Below are 17,125 nucleotides of genomic sequence, written 5' to 3' on the forward strand. Positions count from 1 at the left end.
CTCTAACCTACATCATTTTATTTAACGTATTTCTTAGTTTGAACAAAGCTTTTGAGTGTATTTGTGAAATACGTGATGTGGATAAACCTAAAACGTGTCCAATTTCAGTAAACGTCAATTCTTCTTTATAAAATAATGAAATGACAAGCTGCTCTTTCTCATTAAGCTTTTCAATTACCCGAACCAGTTCCGCAAAGTATTCTTCTTTTAAAAGATGGTCTTCAGGAGTAATCATTCTCTCGTCACGGATTGTATACGATTGGTGATCACCTTCATCATGCTCTTTTATTGGTTCTTCAATTGATAAAACATTAGCGAAAAAACCTTCATTCATCACATGAATGACTTCTTCTTCTGTCATCTTTACTTCACTAGCAATCTCTTGAACAGTAACATTTCGTAAATAATGTTGTTCAAGTTTTTCAATCGTATGCTCCACTCTTTTGGCTTTTTCACGTGCGCTTCTAGAGAGCCAATCTTCTTTTCTTAATCCGTCTAAAATAGCACCTCTGATACGGAACGATGCATACGTATCAAATTTCAAATCACGTTTATGGTCAAATTTTTCAAGTGCATCATACAACCCCATTAAGCCAAGGCTTTTTAACTCTTCTTTATGTACATTTCGAGGTAAACCCACTCCAATTCGTTGCACATGGTAATTGACAAGCGGCATATATTGCTTCACAAGCAAATTACCAGCCTCTTCATCTCGTTCTTTTGACCATTTTTCCCACCGTTTCTTTTCATCCATTACATTTACACTTGTCATGACGGCTTCTCCCCCTTCTTTCGTACAATAAATAGCTACCCTTTTAGCTTACTGGCTAGATTTCAACCACACCTTTGTTTACCGTTCGAACCATTAGTCGTGAAGTTGTGGGATCGAATTCAATTGTTCTGCCGTTTGTTCCTCCCACATCTTTTGATATTAACCTAATATGATGCTGTTTTAACTCCTGCTCCACAGCTATAATATTTCGAGCGCCAATTTTCATAAAATCATTATTTGAAGTAAATTGAAACATCTGCGCACCACCTGCTATTTTGGCACATAAGTGTCTTTTATTTACACCTAAATGTACGAGCATTTCAATCAAATCAATAATGGCTGTATCTGCATACTTAGCCCGGTTGAATGACTCTTTCACATGCCGAGAATCCGGCAGCATAATATGAGCTAGACCCGCTACCTTTAAGATGTCATCATATAATACAACTCCTACGCACGAGCCTAATCCTGCTGTGCGAATTAAATCAGGTCCTTGCACAACATTCATATCTGAAATACCAACTTTTACAATATGCTTATCCATGCAATGGTACTCCTAATGCTTGAAATAATGGTTGAATAGAATCGTTGTCTGGAACAAGGAGGAAATTCCCTTTCATAACGGAAGAGTGCGCTTGTTCTTGTAACATTGTTTCAATTATTAAAACCGATTCCATCTGATACCCTTCTTCCAGTAATCCACTCGTCATCGTAGCACCAAGCATATCTACACAAACAGCTGGTAATGAAGGGTAGATATGAAGGCTTGTTAAATCTGCAAGAGCAGTTAAATAGGAGCCACATAAAATATTCCCTATTTCATATAGCGTAGACCGCATTAATTCTGATTCAAGGAAATTCAAACTTTCAATTTCTATTGAAGGTTCATCTAATAAATAGCCTAGTAATGTCTTCGTATCATCTACTGATAATAGAAAAAACAAGCTACCTTGAATATCTCCTTTAATCTGTAATAATAGCTGCACTACTACTCGCTCAGGACCTCCAATTTCTTCAACCGCTTCGTTTATATCAGTAACTTTTACGCTTGGAAGCTGCATCTCAATTCTTTTTTTTACCAAATGAGAAAGGGCCGTGGCTGAATTAGCAGCTCCAATATTTCCTATTTCTCTCAAAACATCTAAATGGATTGCGTCAAACTTCAAATTGTCTAAGTTGGTTTTATTCTTGGTCATCCAAACCTAAAACCTTTCCTAAATTCACTAGTACTATTAAGCGCTCCTCTACTTTTACAACACCGCTTATATAATCAGCTTCAATACCTTCGATGACTTCAGGTGCTGGTTCAATATGGTCATCATAAATATCTAACACATCGTTTGCTGCGTCTACGATTAAGCCAACTTCAATATCGTTTATTATGACAATAATAATTCGTGTATGATCTGTATGAGTTTGCTCTTGCAAGCCAAACTGCTTTCTCAAATCTAGAATTGGAATTACTACTCCACGTAGGTTGATGACGCCGCGCACATATTTTTCTGTTCGAGGGACTCGCGTGATATGTTGCATTTTCTCAATTGATTTAACCTGCTCTACTGCAATTCCATACTCTTCGTTCCCCAGCTGAAATACAATGAATTTTGTCTCCATTTCGCTCTCCTCCACTACGGTTTAAAACGTTGTTTTCCCAAACATTATTATTTAATTAAAGCATTACAATCAATAATTAACGCTACTTGCCCATCACCTAAAATTGTTGCTCCTGAAATGGCAAACGGAGAAGTTAAGTAATTGCCTAATGATTTTAAAACGATTTCTTGCTGACCTATAAACGAGTCAACAATTAAACCGGCTGTCTTATCACTTTTTCGTACAATCACAACAGGATAAACATCTTTTTCCTCAGAAGTTTCCGGTACGTCAAACAGCTTTTTTAGGTTTAATAGCGGTATGATTTTTCCTCGGAAATCAATAACTTCTTGCCCGTGAGCTTTCATAACGTCTTTTTTATTTACAAGTGCTGTTTCAATGATAGATGACAATGGAAGTGCATAGCGTTCATCTTGCATATTAACAAGCAACGCTGAAATGATTGATAATGTTAAGGGTAGTTGGATAGAAAAAGTAGATCCATAGCCTGGTATTGAATCAATTGTCACCGTTCCACCTAAGGACTCAATTGTATTTTTGACAACATCAAGCCCTACACCACGCCCTGAAACATCAGAAATTTGTTCGGCTGTGGAAAAACCAGATGCAAACATAAGATCATATACTTGTTGATCTGTTAAACCTTGAGCACCTGTTTCTGAAACAATTCCTTTTTTCAGGGCTTTTTCTAAAATTTTATCGCGGTCGATCCCTGCACCATCATCTTCAAGGTCGATGAACACATGATTACCACTATGATATGCTTTCAGTCGAACTGTACCTTCCCTCTTTTTCCCATTCTGTTCACGCACGTCCGGCATTTCAATCCCATGGTCTAGCGCATTGCGAAGCAAGTGGACCAGGGGATCACCAATCTCATCAATAACCGTACGATCAAGCTCTGTTTCAGCACCGATAATCTGCAAGTTGATTTCTTTCCCTAAATCTTTTGCCAGTTGACGAACCATACGTGGAAAACGATTAAAAACAGTCTCGACTGGAACCATACGCATGTTTAAAATAATAGACTGCAAATCTCCAGAGATACGTGACATCCGCTCAACAGTTTCCTCTAACTCTTGATTATTTAAGTCTTTTGAAATCTGCTCAAGGCGCCCTCTATCAATAACTAGCTCTTCAAATAAATTCATTAAGCTATCTAAGCGATCGATGTTCACTCGGATTGTTTTATTAATAGGTGCAGTTTTTGCTGGTGCAGTTTCTTTGACATTAAGGTCATCAGCACGCTTTGTATTAGACTGTTGAGGGCGTGACATTTGTTTTTCACTATCGGTTGCTACATTTTCTTTTGGCTCCACAGTATTAATCTGAACATGCTCTACTTCAGAGATTTGCATCAGCTGCTCCTTTAACGAGCTTTCCTCTTCTTTTGATACCAATACAGCCGTAAATTGTTGATCAAACTGTTCTTGTTCTATATCTTGAACTGATGGGTTTGACTTAACCACTTCACCAGCTTGCTCAAACACGTCAAATACCATATATGCTCGCGCTGCCTTTAATAAACAGCGCTCATCTAATGTAACGGTTACCTCATATACAAAGAATTCTTGTTGTAACGCTTGGTTTAGAAGGTCCGTTTCAAATTCATCATATACAATACTAGGTGATACGACTTTACTTTCTGTAGCTGCTGCCACTTCTAATCCTCCGCTTTCTAAAGCCTGGAGTTTCGTTACAATCTCTTGTACATCATATCCTCCGTCACCACCTGTGGCGATTGACTCCACCATGACGTCTAAAGCATCCACTGATTCAAACACTAAGTCGACAACGCGTGTATTTACGCTTAATTGCTGGTTACGAATCGCATCTAGTACATTCTCCATTTTATGAGTAAGGTTCGCTAAATCTTCAAACCCCATCGTTGCTGACATTCCTTTTAACGTATGAGCTGAACGGAAAATTTCATTTACAAAACTAAGATTATTAACATCCTTTTCAAACTCTAACAACTGTTGATTAATATTCTGTAAGTGTTCCTTACTCTCTTCAATAAATACTTCTAAATACTGACTCATATCCATTGAGTGCTCCCCCTATTTCTGCACGTAATGTAAAATACGATTTGCTACATAATGTAATGGCTGTATTTCATCTACTAACCTTGTGGCGATTATAGACTTTGGCATTCCATAAATAATAGCCGTTTCTTCCGACTCGGCAATCGCTATGGTTTGCCCTTTGCTTTTCATATGAATAACGCCTTCCGTTCCATCTGCTCCCATTCCAGTTAATACAACCGCGACTTTTTCATAGTTAGGACAATCTGCAAGCGACTGAAACAAAGTATCAACTGATGGTCGGTGCCCTTTTACCGGTAACAACTGATCCAAAACAGTTATTAATCCTTCTTTAGATTCTTTTACGGTTAGATGGTAGCCTCCGGGTGCAATATACGCACATCCTGGTTCTAACTTTTGATCATCTCTTGCTTCTTTTACCGAAATAGCAGCTAACCGATCTAATCTAGCTGCTAGTGAACTCGTAAAACCAGCTGGCATGTGTTGAACAATTAAAATAGGGACTGGAATCGTTGCAGGAAGCATTGTTAGAACTTCTTGTAATGCTCTTGGCCCTCCGGTTGATGTACCGATGCAAACCACTTTCTTTAACGGCTTTCGGTCTCCCCTTACCATTGATGATTTCACAGGCTTGTCTTTAATTGATTCTTTTGAATTGAAAGGAAGATTTGCTTTGCTCGCAATATAGAGTTTTGTTAATAGCTCATCTTTTACTTTGTCGATATCTAGTGAAATAGCACCTGAAGGTTTGGCAACAAAATCAACTGCTCCATACTCCATCGCTAAAAATGTATTATTTGCTCCTTCAAACGTTGTACTAGACAACATTACAACAGGAGTTGGCTTAATTTTCATTAATTCTTTTAACATCTCTAATCCGTTCATCACAGGCATCTCTACGTCAAGTGTCATAACATGTGGATTCAATAGCACAGCTTTCTTTAGTGCTTCCTCGCCGTTTCGAGCTGTCCCCACTACGTTAAACCTACCGTCTTCCTCTAGTAAACTAGTAATAACCTTTCTCATAAACGCTGAATCATCAACGATTAATACTTTAATTTTATTCAACTAGCAAACCCTACCTTTCGAGAAATAACTTCTTCAGCTTGGCTACAAACCCAACGCTGTGATTTCTGGTACTAGACGATGTTGCATATTGATTTACAATATTCTTAATTCCTTGGCTTGCACTGCCTTTTGGATATTGTAAAATGAATGGAACCTGACTATTTACCGAATGAGAAACGCAGCGGTCTTCCTCTATTGTTCCTAACAATTCAATTGAGCACTTCAAAAACTGTTTAACTGCTTGATTAAAGCGTTCATACGTGTTTACACCTTCTTTAATAGAAAGTGACTTATTTACTACCATCTTAAAAGAAGCATTCACACCATATAAATGTAAGAACTTTAATGCAGCGTAACAATCCGTAATTGATGTTGGTTCAGGCGTAGTAATGAGCACCATGTCATCCATTGCCTTTAAAAAAGCAATGACGCCCTCTGTCATTCCTGCTCCCATATCAAAAATTAAGTAGTCATAATCTTGAGAAACGGAGTTAAATTGATCAATTAGATAATGCAAATCATTTTGTTTCCACTCAAATAAAGAGGTAATTCCAGAGCCTCCTGCAATATATGAAAGACCCTTTGGTCCTTGTTTGATGACACGCTGAATGGGCCATTTATTCTCTAACATATCCACGATAGTGTAGGTCGAAGCAATTCCCATTAATACGTCAATATTGCCCATTCCAATATCCATATCAAAAAGCAGCACCCGATATCCTTTCTCTTGTAAAGACAATGAAAAATTCAGCGAAAAATTAGACTTTCCAACTCCCCCTTTTCCACTAATGACTGCTAATGTCTTAGCCTCCGTCCGTTGATTAGAACCATGTTTGACCGCTGCTACCCTTTTTCTTAAAGCTGCTGCTTGATCATTCATGTTTCCAATCTCCAAACAGATAATCCACTATTTTTTCAGCAGTATATTTCTCTAGATCGTCAGGGACATCTTGTCCAATCGTCATAAAAGAAGCTGGCAGCTGACACTCCGTTAGCACATTAATAATTGGACCAAATGTTGTGGTCTCATCTAGCTTTGTCAAAATAATTGAATCAATTGGTATACTACTAAACTGTTGGTAAACTTTACGTAAATCAGCCATTTTTGCCGTCGCTGCTAACACTAAAAAGGTTTCCATGTGTTCATTAAACGACATCATATTGTGGAGGTCATGAATGTATTGGCTGTCTAAAAAGTTCCGCCCCGCTGTGTCTATGAACACAATATCGTATTCATTAAATATCTGAAGCGCTTGCTGAAAATCTTCATTGTTATAGCAAACTTCAATTGGAACATTCAGAATGGACGCATACGTTTTTAACTGATCGATAGCGGAAATACGATATGTATCAGTTGTAATGAACGCAACTCTTTTATTTTGTTCTAAAATACACGACGCAGCTAATTTTGCTAGCGTTGTTGTCTTACCAACGCCTGTAGGACCAACAACGTTAATATATTTCTTTTGAAATACTTTTGAACGTTCTGAATATGATAGGTAATCTTCAAACCAGCTTTTCAGCCATTCAACCACCTGCTTATCGCCTAGCGAAGGTGTTGTATAATATAACTCCATGACTTTATCTCTTACTTCTTTTAACAATCGTTCTTCGATCTCTTGATGTTGCAAATATGAAATAACTTTTTGAACAAGCAACGGATATTCAACAACAGTATTTCTTAATGGGTGCACCGTTGCAATAAGCTGTTTTAATTCATCAATCTGCTTCATAAGCTGTTCATCTGTACGTTTTTTAACATATTTTTTAGTTTTTTTTACTTGGTCGTCTACCCCAGCAATTACTTCCAACTTCTTTTTAGTAAAGACGCCCATAAATCCACCAACTTTAACAGAACGCGACTTTAAGATCACCGCTTCTGGACCAAGCTCTGCTCGAATAACTTTCATTGCTTCCGGCATTGAAGATGCCACATATTTTTTTACCTTCATGATAAATCAACCACTCCAACGCTCTGAACTTCAATACTTGCTTCTAGTTCGTTATATGATAAAATCGCAACTTGAGGTATATATCTTTCTGTTAGCTGGCGGACATACATCCGTACAGCTGGTGAGCAAAGAACAATCGGTGTTTGATCTTGAAACCCTGCCCCATCAACTTGAGCTACAATATGTTCCACAATGTTTTGGGAAACGTATGGATCCAATGATAAATAGTTCCCATGTTCTGTTTGTTGAACTCCTTCAGCTAGTACTTTTTCAACCTTCCCCGATAGCGTAATGACGCGAAGCAGCTGTTCTCCAGCAGCATACTGGGTGGTAATTTGCCTAGATAATCCTTGACGAACATATTCTGTTAATAGATCCGTATCAGATGTCATCTTTCCATAGTCAGCTAGTACTTCAAAGATAACTGGCAAATTCCGAATCGATACCTGCTCTTTTAATAATTTAGCTAATACTCGCTGGATTTCTCCTACTGAGAGTGGAGATGGGGTAACCTCCTCAATTAAGATTGGATACGACTCTTTTACATGATCAATTAATTGTTTAGTTTCTTGGCGACCTATTAGCTCGTGAGCATATGCTTTAATTACTTCTGTAATATGTGTTGATACCACTGAAGGCGGATCTACTACGGTATACCCAAACATCTCTGCTTGCTCTTTAGTTGCTTCATTAATCCACTTGGCTGGCATTTGAAAGGCAGGCTCAATTGTATCAATGCCTTCTATCATATCGTCACCCATTCCAGGACTAATTGCTAAGTAATGATCGAGCAATAAATCACCTCTTGCCATTTCATTCCCTTTAATTTTTAGCCGATATTCGTTTGGCTGTAGTTGAATATTGTCGCGAATTCTTACAACAGGAATTACTAAACCAAGCTCTAAAGCAAGCTGACGGCGAATCATAACGATACGATCTAACAAGTCGCCTCCTTGATTTGTATCTGCTAAAGGAATAAGACCATAACCAAATTCAAACTCGATAGGATCTACGCTCAATAAATTCACAACGCTCTCAGGACTTTTCATATCATCAGCTGGCACTTCTTCTTCTGATGCGGCTTCTTCGTTTAAAAGAAGTTTTGCTTTTTTAGGAGATAAGTAATAACCTCCTGCTGCTAGTAAAAGTGCTAATGGAAGTGTTAATAAATCATTGATTGGCGTAATGAGGCCAAGAACAGCAATAGTCGCTCCAGTAACATATAGCATTGTAGGAAACGCAAATAGCTGTCCCGTAATATCTTGACTTAAATTCCCTGTAGAAGCTGCTCTTGTTACAATAATACCTGTAGCAGTGGAAATCATTAATGCTGGAATCTGACTGACCAACCCATCACCAACTGTTAATAAAGTAAACGTTTGGGATGCTTCTCCAATGCTCATACCCATTTGCATCATTCCAATAATGATGCCAAATAAAATATTAATTAGTGTAATAACAATACCAGCAATTGCATCTCCCTTTACAAACTTGCTGGCTCCGTCCATTGATCCGTAAAAATCCGCTTCACGCTGAATTTTCTCACGCCTTTGAATGGCTTCTTTTTCGGAAATCATTCCTGCATTTAAATCAGCGTCAATGCTCATTTGTTTTCCTGGCATTGCATCAAGAGTAAAGCGTGCAGCTACCTCTGAAACGCGCTCAGCTCCTTTTGTAATAACTAAAAACTGAATGATAATTAAAATAACAAAAACAACAAATCCTACAAGTGGATTCCCACTGATAACAAAGTTACCGAATGTCTCTACCACACCGCCGGCATTACCTTCACCTAAGATAGCTCTTGTGGTGGATACATTTAACCCCAAGCGAAAAAGTGTCAGCACAAGCAATAACGATGGAAAAACAGATAGCTCAAGCGGCTCTTTCATGTTCATTGATACAAGCAAAACAAGCAGTGCAAGAGATATATTTACCATAATTAACACGCTCAACAACCAAGACGGGAGCGGAATAACAAGCATAACAATAATGAGTACAACACCTATAACAACTGGTAACTCTCTTGCAGACATGAATCATTTCTCTCCTTATTTCTTATAATCTTCAATACTTATACCTTTTTTTGAATGCGATACACATACGCTAAAATCTCAGCTACCGCTTTAAAAAACTCTTCGGGCACCACATCGCCAACTTTCGTTTGTTCATATAAGCCTCTTGCTAAAGGTCGGTTTTCTACCATAATGATTTCATGGCTTTTTGCAACGGCTTTTATCTTTTGAGCTACAAAATCTACTCCGCTTGCCACCACGTATGGAGCATCCATTTTATCTTCATCATATTTTAAAGCAATTGCATAATGAGTTGGATTCGTAATGACAACATCCGCTTTCGGCACTTCTTGCATCATTCTAGACATCGCCATCTCACGTTGTTTCTGCTTAATTTTAGATTTGATGAGTGGATCTCCTTCAACATTTTTATTTTCTTCTTTAATATCTTGCTTTGACATCCGAATGTTTTTTTCAAAATCAAACTTTTGGTACATGTAGTCAAGAACAGATAATAAAAGTAGAACACAAGAGGCTGCAAGGCCCATTTGCAACACTAGTTTTGCTAGCGATACCAGACTGTCTCCGATGCTCCGATGAGATAAAATGAGAACCTCATCAATGTTAATCCATAATACAGCAAACGTAACGGCACCAATTAAGACGATCTTTAACGTTGATTTCAATAGTTCTACAATGGCTCTCATTGAAAAAATTCTTTTAGCCCCTTTAATTGGATCAACCTTCTCCAATTTTGGCTGAAGGGGTTCAGCTGAAAAGAGGACACCCACCTGCATATAATTAGCTGCAAGCGCACCTACCAAGGCAACGAGCATAATAGGTCCGAGTGCATATGCAATTTCAGGAAGAAGGTCTCGTAGCAAAATAAACACACTTTCTTCCGTAACTTCCGTTAGCATATATGTCTGAAAAGATTCCTTTATAATGAGCATCATCTTTTCAAGCGTATGCCGAGCTCCGAATATAAAATAGAGAAAAACAAGAAGTAGCATAATGGCTGTCGTGACGTCTTGGCTTTTTGCTACTTGTCCTTTTTTTCTAGAGTCTTGCCTCTTTTTAGGCGTTGCCTTTTCCGTTTTTTCTCCCGCAAAAAACTGCAAATCTAACCGAACGAGAAACATTTTTATACTCCTCCTAGTAAATGAACCATCGTTCGCATCGCCTCTAGCATGTATTCAAAGATTAGCTGCATCATATAAAACATACTTCCCATAACCACGATTAGAAAAATAAACGCCACGATGATTTTGAGCGGAAATCCTACTACAAAAATATTAAGCTGAGGTACCGTTCTTGCGACGATTCCTAGTGCTATATCAACAAGAAATAACGCGCCAACAACCGGGAGCGACATTTGAACCGCTAATAGGAACATCATGCTAAATGTTTTAATAATTGTCGTCACAAACAGTTCGGTTCCAACTGAAAATGAAAGCTCGTTAATCTTTAATACTTCATAACTATGATAAACTCCATCTATTAACAAATGATGACCATTGGTCGATAATAAAAAGAGCAGGGCAAAAATATAAAGGTACTGACCGGTAATTGGACTTTGAGCACCCGTTTGCGGATCCATCACGTTAGCGATAGCAAAACCCATTTGAAAATCAATTAACCCACCAGCAATTTGAATTGCCATGATTACGATATATGCAATTAACCCCATCGAAATTCCAACGAGACACTCCTTAATGACAAGAAGCAAAAAGCGATCGTCAAGTGGAATAATTGGAAAATCTAGTGTTGTGACTACAACAAGTGATAAAGCTGCCGCTAGCCCTACTTTGTGAAAAGTTGGAACTGTACGATATGAAAAAAGCGGTACCGTAATAAAGAAAGCGGACAATCGTACTAAAATTAAGAGAAATGCCGGATAAACATTGATTAGCTCCACCATCTTTATCCGATATACCTATGTAGGTTTGAAAAGATATTATACGTAAATGACACCATCTTAGATAACATCCATGGCCCAAAAAATACAATTCCTACAAGTACCGCTACAATTTTTGGCACAAAGGCCAAGGTTTGTTCTTGAATCTGAGTTGTCGCTTGAAAAATACTGACAAGCAAACCGACAACGAGTGCTAATAGCAAAAGTGGACCACACACAATTAAGATTGTATATACGCCTTTTTCTGCTAACGAAATGACAAATTCTCCATTCATGTTTTTCACCTATTGAAAACTTATTAATAATGATTTAACGACTAAATTCCAACCGTCTACTAAGACAAAAAGCAAAATTTTAAACGGCAGAGAAATCATCACTGGCGGTAACATCATCATCCCCATCGACATTAATACGCTGGAAATAATCATATCAATGACAAGAAACGGAACAAAGATCATAAAGCCGATTTGAAAGGCTGTTTTTAATTCGCTAATTGCAAATGCAGGAACCAATGCCGTTAATGGAATTTCTTCTACTGAACTTGGTTTATCCATCTCTGCATATTCTAAAAATAACGCTAAGTCTTTCTGCCTTGTATGAGCACTCATAAACTCTTTCATAGGAAGAGATGCTCGATCGTACGCTTCTGTTAAATTAATTTCTTCATTAAATAAAGGCTGCAAAGCTTCTTTATTCACCTGTGAAAACGTCGGTGCCATAACAAAGAATGTTATGAATAAAGCGAGTCCTAACAGTACTTGATTGGGAGGCATTTGCTGAGTGCCTAATGACGTTCGAACAAACGAAAGAACAATAACAATTCGAGTAAAGCATGTCATTAAAATTAAAATACCTGGAGCAATTGATAGAACCGTTAAAAGCAGCAATAATTGGATTGAGGTTGATACATTTTCAGCATCACTAGCATTAAAAATCTCCATCACTTCATTCATGTTGCTTACGGTTCCTTTCTAATTCTTCCAACTTGGTTTTCCGCTTTTTCATCATCTGATTTAACGATTGTGTAAAAGATTTCATACTTTCAACTGAAATAGCTTCCTTTTCTTTTCGTTCAAATAGTGATGGAAGAACCACTTTATATTCACCATCACTGCGTTGATCTTCGTACTTCTTTAACAACTGCTCCTTGTCTTCTCCAACTACTTCTGAAAGCAGCTCAATATTTTCTCCTACACCTACAACGAACAGCTGCTCACCGACCTTAACAACTTGAACCGATTTACTATTCCCAAGGTTAGTTCCACCTAAATTTTCCACCAGCTGATTTTGCTTTAATACATTTCCTTTTGACTTCACAAATTTTAAGACAACTAGCAATAAGCCAATCACAAATGCAAAAGCAACTAACATTTTCACCACTTCACCAGCGGAAATAGTCGCACCTTGATTGGTATCACTATCACCAACTGCGTTAGGGTCCAACTCTTTTTCACAAGCGCTTGGATTTTCTATACATTCTTTCACTGAATCCGATGTTTCTGCCGCTTGCACGCTTATACTATTTTGAAACAACAGACTTCCAGCGATAGCTAAAATAAATACGATATATCGCAGCAATGTTTGCCACCTCTTACCTTTTCATAATACAAAGTGGAGCAGAGCAGCTGCTCCACTTTTTTCTTTATCCTACAGCTTTTGAAATGGCTTCAAGCACACGGTCTGCTTGAAATGGCTTCACAATAAAGTCTTTTGCACCAGCTTGAATTGCATCGATAACCATTGCTTGTTGTCCCATTGCTGAACACATAATTACTTTCGCAGCTGGATTCAGTTGCTTAATCTCTTTTAAAGCCGTAATACCATCCATTTCCGGCATTGTAATATCCATTGTTACGAGGTCTGGCTGATGCTCTTTATAAAGATCGATAGCTTGCATTCCATCAGCAGCTTCCCCCACAACTTCATATCCATTTTTCACAAGAATATCCTTAATCATCATGCGCATAAATGCCGCATCGTCTACAATTAATACTCGTTTACTCATTTTATTTTCCCCCTATATAAAGTTACTTTAATTTATTAATACGATCACGTTGACTAACTATATCCGTCACGCGAACGCCAAAGTTTTCATCAATTACCACTACTTCACCTTTAGCGATTAGCTTGCTGTTAATCAAAATATCGACCGGCTCACCAGCAAGTTTGTCTAACTCAATTATTGACCCCGATGACATCTCTAAAATTTCTTTAACAGTTCGTTTTGTACGCCCTAACTCTACAGTTACTTGAAGTGGTATATCTAACAACATGTCTAAATTATTTGTTTCGGACTGTGATGGTATTTCATTTCCATCAAAAGATGAAAAAGCAACAGGTTGAACATTAACAGGAGCTGCAGGCATAACTGGTTCTTGTTGCAGTGATTCACTCACTTGATTTTGCAAAGGTTGTTGAGATGGTATTTCTTGAACAAGTTCACTCTCTTCTTCTGCGGTCGCAACTGGATTCAGCAGTTCATTTACTAACCCTTTTGCAAAAGGAAGAGATAACAATTGCATAATATTAGAATCGATTAGCGTGCCAACTTTTAGATTGAATGAAACTTTAACTAGCACATCGTCCCCTTCTAATAAGTTCGTGCCTTCTCCTTCTGGAAGATCTAAAATATCAAGGATTGGTGGCGAAATATCTACTTTCTTTTGAAAAATCGTAGACATAGATGTCGCTGCTGAACCCATCATTTGGTTCATCGCTTCTTGAACGGCACTTTGTTTAATTTCATCTAGTAATTCTCCTGGATTTTCACCGTCTCCACCAAGCATTAAATCAGAGATAATAGCTGCATCACTTTGTTTAATAACAAGTAAGTTTCGACCTGAAATTCCTTCTGTATAATGAACTTCTACCGCAACATGCGGATTGGGAAATTCTTCTTTCAGCTCTTCTTTATGAATCAACGAAACATAAGGCGTTGTAATGTCAACTTTTTGATTTAATAAGGTTGACAATGCAGTAGCAGAGCTACCAAATGAAATATTGCCAATTTCACCAAGCGCATCGCGTTCCATCTCTGTAAAGTGTTTACTAATTTCACTTTCTTCTAGGTTGCTATCTGAAGGCATAGGGTCTAATGAAGACGTTCCTTTTAGCAATGCATCGATTTCATCTTGAGAAAGCATATCTCCTGTCATAACGACGTTCCCCCCTTAAACTGATCTAAAATTTGAATCGCCAATTTCCTTTTTAATTGTCCTGGCTGCGCACTAAATTTCGGTACACCTCCAACTTGAACGATGAGAGGTTGATTAACACCTCGGTCCAAGCGAATGATGTCTCCCTTATCTAAAGAAAGGAAATCCTCAATGGATATATCAGTCTGTCCTAGCATCGCAACAACAGGAACGGTTGCACCTTGAACTTGTGTTCGAATCTGCTCAACCTCTAATTCATTTGGCTCTTTTTTAGATGATTGCATCCAATAATGCACTGATAGCTTTGAAATAATAGGCTCCAGCGTAACATGTGGGATACATAAGTTAATCATGCCTGTTTCTTCACCAATTTGTACGCTTAGCGAAATGACTACAACAATCTCATTTGGTGATATAACTTGTAAAAATTGTGGATTAACTTCAAGTTCTTCCATTTCTGGATTAATCACAGCAACTGAACTCCAGGCCTCTTCCATAATATCCAGCGTTTTATCTAACAAATTACGAAGTAGTTTTGTTTCAATCTCTGTTAAATTATCTATTTTTTTATTTCCTGCTTCTCCTTTGCCACCTAAAATACGGTCTAGCATCGCGTATGCAATATTCGGGTTTACTTCCATAATTATTCTGCCATCCAGAGGTTCGACTGACATGACATTTAAGACCGTCATGCTCGGAACCGAGCGAACAAACTCTTCATAAGGAATTTGATCTGCTGATACAACTGAAACCTGTGTGATTGTTCGCAGTTGAGCTGAAAGTAATGTTGTTAATAATCTCGCATAGTTCTCATAGATCCTTGTTAAACTTCTAATTTGATCTTTTGAAAACCGTAAGGCTCTTTTAAAATCATAGGACCTGACGCGATTTTTCGTGTTTTCATCTTTTAACTGCTGCGCATCCATCTCTCCTGTCGACAGCGCAGACAACAGTGCGTCAATCTCGTTTTGAGACAATACATCACCGGCCAAAAACCTCACCTCCTACCTGCCATTTTTCCATTATTGTAGAACCTTGGAGGTCGTATAAATCTTCACCACATGCCCAGTCTCAATCGAGCTATCGATCTGTTTTGAAATTCGCTCTTCAAGCGCTTCTAAACCTTTTTTTCCCTCGAAATCTTCAGCTGTCATCTCCGATAGTTCTTTAATAATAATGTCTTTTACTTGAAACTCTCTTTTCTGTAGTTCTTCAGCTGCTTTTTTGCTATCCATTTGAATTTTAAATGATAGGCTAATATAATTATTGCTTTTTAAATTTGTTTTAATATCAGCAATGTCAACAGATGAATCAATTACTTCATCAATGGAAGGCGCAGCTTCAGCCGCTGGCTCGCTTGCTAACTTTAGCGTGACAATGACCCCAACACTCCCAATCAATGTTAAAGACAATAAAATAATGATCATAGTGCCAACTAACTTATTTTTAAACACAGCTTATTCCTCCATATCGCGCCGAAGTCCTAACACATTAATCGATTGATAATAAGCGCATACCTTTTCATTCACTTCAGCAATCGACTCTTTTACAACCAACTTTTTATTGTTGGTTAATGTAATAGTTGTGTCAGGAAACGATTCCACTTGCTCTATGTAAATTGCATTTAGCGTAAATTGCTTTCCATTTAACCTTGTTAAAGTCACCATAATTGATAAAAAGCCAAGCTGATCAGCTCAGCTTCTTTCCTCCTAGGCTATCAGTTTATCGTTTTAAGTTGACAAGTTCTTGTAAGATTTCATCAGAAGTTGTAATGATTCGAGTATTCGCTTGGAAACCACGCTGAGATACAATCATTTCCGTAAATTCTTCCGATAAGTCAACATTAGACATCTCTAAAGCACTCGATACAAGCGTTCCTGTTCCGTTTACTCCCGGTTCACTTAAATCAAAAAATTCTGTACCATCAACTTTTGCGCTACCTGAATTGGCTGTTTCAGCAAAGAGATTACCTCCTACCTTTTCAAGGCCATCATTGTTTGAGAATTTTGCTAATCGAACTCTACCCGCTATTTGTAAAGCACCGTCTGAATCAACATAATTTACGACTCCATCTTGACCAATGCTAAAACTTTTAGCTGTATCTGGAATATTTATTGCCCCTATAAACTCCGTTTCATTTCCATTAACGTCATAAACAGAACCAATAAGGTAAAGGCCTTCAGCTGTTACAATGTTTCCACCTTCATCTAAATAAAAATTACCTGCTCGTGTATACAGTGGTCTATCAATTGTTTGGCCATCTGCCCCATTAGCTACAGTAAAGAATCCTTCTCCTGAAATAGCTAGATCAAGTGGGCGACCTGTTGGCTGAATGCTTCCAGAAGTATGTATCGTATCAATTGTTCCAATTTGAGACCCAAGCCCTACCTGCTTTGGATTCACTCCGCCTCGATCCGCTCCCGGTGCACTCGCTCCTGCTATTTGCTGACTAACTAAGTCTTTAAACGTTGTACGCCCTTTCTTAAATCCGTACGTATTAACATTTGAAATATTATTACCGATTACGTCTAGCTTGGTTTGAAAATTTTTCATTCCACTAATTCCAGAATACATTGAACGTAACAT

At 38.0% G+C, this 17,125-nt stretch carries 20 protein-coding genes; all 20 read right to left on the minus strand.

From position 1 onward, the window contains the following. Window positions 1-7: 7 nt before the first annotated feature. Complete coding sequence (locus tag A2U94_RS01090; RefSeq protein ID WP_025908962.1) at window positions 8-772, minus strand: FliA/WhiG family RNA polymerase sigma factor; 765 nt, start codon at window positions 770-772, stop codon at window positions 8-10. A 55-nt stretch (window positions 773-827) separates the two neighbouring features. After that, window positions 828-1,316 (minus strand): chemotaxis protein CheD, encoded by a 489-nt coding sequence (locus A2U94_RS01095; protein ID WP_025908963.1) that lies wholly within the window; start codon window positions 1,314-1,316, stop codon window positions 828-830. Then, window positions 1,309-1,968, minus strand: a complete 660-nt coding sequence (locus tag A2U94_RS01100) for a chemotaxis protein CheC (RefSeq protein ID WP_025908964.1) — start codon at window positions 1,966-1,968, stop codon at window positions 1,309-1,311. The genes A2U94_RS01095 and A2U94_RS01100 overlap by 8 nt, the downstream gene beginning before the upstream one ends. Next, window positions 1,955-2,386 (minus strand): chemotaxis protein CheW, encoded by a 432-nt coding sequence (locus A2U94_RS01105; protein WP_025908965.1) that lies wholly within the window; start codon window positions 2,384-2,386, stop codon window positions 1,955-1,957. The genes A2U94_RS01100 and A2U94_RS01105 overlap by 14 nt, the downstream gene beginning before the upstream one ends. A 47-nt stretch (window positions 2,387-2,433) precedes the next feature. Further along, complete coding sequence (locus A2U94_RS01110; RefSeq protein ID WP_025908966.1) at window positions 2,434-4,434, minus strand: chemotaxis protein CheA; 2,001 nt, start codon at window positions 4,432-4,434, stop codon at window positions 2,434-2,436. Window positions 4,435-4,446: 12 nt separating this feature from the next. Next, a complete protein-coding gene (locus A2U94_RS01115) occupies window positions 4,447-5,499 on the minus strand; it encodes a protein-glutamate methylesterase/protein-glutamine glutaminase (RefSeq protein WP_025908967.1) in 1,053 nt (350 codons plus the stop codon). A 10-nt stretch (window positions 5,500-5,509) separates the two neighbouring features. Beyond that, a complete protein-coding gene (locus A2U94_RS01120) occupies window positions 5,510-6,379 on the minus strand; it encodes a MinD/ParA family protein (RefSeq protein WP_025908968.1) in 870 nt (289 codons plus the stop codon). After that, window positions 6,372-7,451, minus strand: coding sequence for a flagellar biosynthesis protein FlhF (locus A2U94_RS01125; protein WP_025908969.1), 1,080 nt, complete (start codon window positions 7,449-7,451; stop codon window positions 6,372-6,374). Before A2U94_RS01125 ends, A2U94_RS01120 begins: the two co-directional genes overlap by 8 nt. Beyond that, window positions 7,448-9,487, minus strand: a complete 2,040-nt coding sequence (flhA, locus tag A2U94_RS01130; RefSeq protein WP_025908970.1) for a flagellar biosynthesis protein FlhA — start codon at window positions 9,485-9,487, stop codon at window positions 7,448-7,450. Before flhA ends, A2U94_RS01125 begins: the two co-directional genes overlap by 4 nt. 38 nt (window positions 9,488-9,525) lie before the next feature. Continuing rightward, window positions 9,526-10,608 carry a flagellar biosynthesis protein FlhB gene (gene flhB, locus A2U94_RS01135; RefSeq protein WP_025908971.1) on the minus strand — a complete coding sequence of 361 codons (1,083 nt, stop codon included), beginning with the start codon at window positions 10,606-10,608 and terminating at the stop codon, window positions 9,526-9,528. Between the two features lie 2 nt (window positions 10,609-10,610). Next, window positions 10,611-11,387, minus strand: coding sequence for a flagellar biosynthetic protein FliR (fliR, locus tag A2U94_RS01140; RefSeq protein ID WP_025908972.1), 777 nt, complete (start codon window positions 11,385-11,387; stop codon window positions 10,611-10,613). Window positions 11,388-11,389: 2 nt separating this feature from the next. Next, complete coding sequence (gene fliQ, locus A2U94_RS01145) at window positions 11,390-11,659, minus strand: flagellar biosynthesis protein FliQ (RefSeq protein WP_025908973.1); 270 nt, start codon at window positions 11,657-11,659, stop codon at window positions 11,390-11,392. Window positions 11,660-11,668: 9 nt separating this feature from the next. Next, complete coding sequence (gene fliP / locus A2U94_RS01150) at window positions 11,669-12,337, minus strand: flagellar type III secretion system pore protein FliP (protein WP_025908974.1); 669 nt, start codon at window positions 12,335-12,337, stop codon at window positions 11,669-11,671. Continuing rightward, window positions 12,330-12,962, minus strand: coding sequence for a flagellar biosynthetic protein FliO (locus A2U94_RS01155; RefSeq protein ID WP_025908975.1), 633 nt, complete (start codon window positions 12,960-12,962; stop codon window positions 12,330-12,332). Before A2U94_RS01155 ends, fliP begins: the two co-directional genes overlap by 8 nt. Before the next feature lie 64 nt (window positions 12,963-13,026). After that, window positions 13,027-13,389 (minus strand): response regulator, encoded by a 363-nt coding sequence (locus A2U94_RS01160; protein WP_025908976.1) that lies wholly within the window; start codon window positions 13,387-13,389, stop codon window positions 13,027-13,029. 22 nt (window positions 13,390-13,411) lie between these two features. Then, window positions 13,412-14,539 carry a flagellar motor switch phosphatase FliY gene (fliY, locus tag A2U94_RS01165; protein ID WP_025908977.1) on the minus strand — a complete coding sequence of 376 codons (1,128 nt, stop codon included), beginning with the start codon at window positions 14,537-14,539 and terminating at the stop codon, window positions 13,412-13,414. After that, window positions 14,536-15,531 (minus strand): flagellar motor switch protein FliM, encoded by a 996-nt coding sequence (gene fliM / locus A2U94_RS01170; RefSeq protein ID WP_025908978.1) that lies wholly within the window; start codon window positions 15,529-15,531, stop codon window positions 14,536-14,538. The genes fliY and fliM overlap by 4 nt, the downstream gene beginning before the upstream one ends. A gap of 30 nt (window positions 15,532-15,561) precedes the next feature. Continuing rightward, complete coding sequence (fliL, locus tag A2U94_RS01175) at window positions 15,562-15,993, minus strand: flagellar basal body-associated protein FliL (RefSeq protein ID WP_025908979.1); 432 nt, start codon at window positions 15,991-15,993, stop codon at window positions 15,562-15,564. A gap of 3 nt (window positions 15,994-15,996) precedes the next feature. Further along, complete coding sequence (locus A2U94_RS01180; RefSeq protein ID WP_025908980.1) at window positions 15,997-16,206, minus strand: flagellar FlbD family protein; 210 nt, start codon at window positions 16,204-16,206, stop codon at window positions 15,997-15,999. A gap of 55 nt (window positions 16,207-16,261) precedes the next feature. After that, the gene (flgG, locus tag A2U94_RS01185; RefSeq protein WP_025908981.1) at window positions 16,262-17,125 is read right to left on the minus strand and encodes a flagellar basal body rod protein FlgG; all 864 of its coding nucleotides are present in this window, start codon (window positions 17,123-17,125) and stop codon (window positions 16,262-16,264) included.

This window comes from Bacillus sp. VT 712 (assembly GCF_001614195.1).
GTDB classification, from domain to species: domain Bacteria; phylum Bacillota; class Bacilli; order Bacillales; family Bacillaceae_H; genus Priestia; species Priestia flexa.

What these genes read in the sequence shown, in the direction of transcription:
- A2U94_RS01090 (WP_025908962.1), bottom strand. Translation starts at nt 772, where the DNA reads ATGACAAGTGTAAATGTAATGGATGAAAAGAAACGGTGGGAAAAATGG.
- A2U94_RS01105 (WP_025908965.1), bottom strand. Translation starts at nt 2,386, where the DNA reads ATGGAGACAAAATTCATTGTATTTCAGCTGGGGAACGAAGAGTATGGA.
- A2U94_RS01100 (WP_025908964.1), bottom strand. Translation starts at nt 1,968, where the DNA reads ATGACCAAGAATAAAACCAACTTAGACAATTTGAAGTTTGACGCAATC.
- fliR (WP_025908972.1), bottom strand. Translation starts at nt 11,387, where the DNA reads ATGGTGGAGCTAATCAATGTTTATCCGGCATTTCTCTTAATTTTAGTA.
- A2U94_RS01125 (WP_025908969.1), bottom strand. Translation starts at nt 7,451, where the DNA reads ATGAAGGTAAAAAAATATGTGGCATCTTCAATGCCGGAAGCAATGAAA.
- A2U94_RS01160 (WP_025908976.1), bottom strand. Translation starts at nt 13,389, where the DNA reads ATGAGTAAACGAGTATTAATTGTAGACGATGCGGCATTTATGCGCATG.
- fliY (WP_025908977.1), bottom strand. Translation starts at nt 14,539, where the DNA reads ATGACAGGAGATATGCTTTCTCAAGATGAAATCGATGCATTGCTAAAA.
- fliQ (WP_025908973.1), bottom strand. Translation starts at nt 11,659, where the DNA reads ATGAATGGAGAATTTGTCATTTCGTTAGCAGAAAAAGGCGTATATACA.
- A2U94_RS01120 (WP_025908968.1), bottom strand. Translation starts at nt 6,379, where the DNA reads ATGAATGATCAAGCAGCAGCTTTAAGAAAAAGGGTAGCAGCGGTCAAA.
- flhA (WP_025908970.1), bottom strand. Translation starts at nt 9,487, where the DNA reads ATGTCTGCAAGAGAGTTACCAGTTGTTATAGGTGTTGTACTCATTATT.
- fliP (WP_025908974.1), bottom strand. Translation starts at nt 12,337, where the DNA reads ATGAATGAAGTGATGGAGATTTTTAATGCTAGTGATGCTGAAAATGTA.
- flhB (WP_025908971.1), bottom strand. Translation starts at nt 10,608, where the DNA reads ATGTTTCTCGTTCGGTTAGATTTGCAGTTTTTTGCGGGAGAAAAAACG.
- A2U94_RS01110 (WP_025908966.1), bottom strand. Translation starts at nt 4,434, where the DNA reads ATGGATATGAGTCAGTATTTAGAAGTATTTATTGAAGAGAGTAAGGAA.
- A2U94_RS01095 (WP_025908963.1), bottom strand. Translation starts at nt 1,316, where the DNA reads ATGGATAAGCATATTGTAAAAGTTGGTATTTCAGATATGAATGTTGTG.
- A2U94_RS01180 (WP_025908980.1), bottom strand. Translation starts at nt 16,206, where the DNA reads ATGGTGACTTTAACAAGGTTAAATGGAAAGCAATTTACGCTAAATGCA.
- flgG (WP_025908981.1), bottom strand. Translation starts at nt 17,125, where the DNA reads ATGTTACGTTCAATGTATTCTGGAATTAGTGGAATGAAAAATTTTCAA.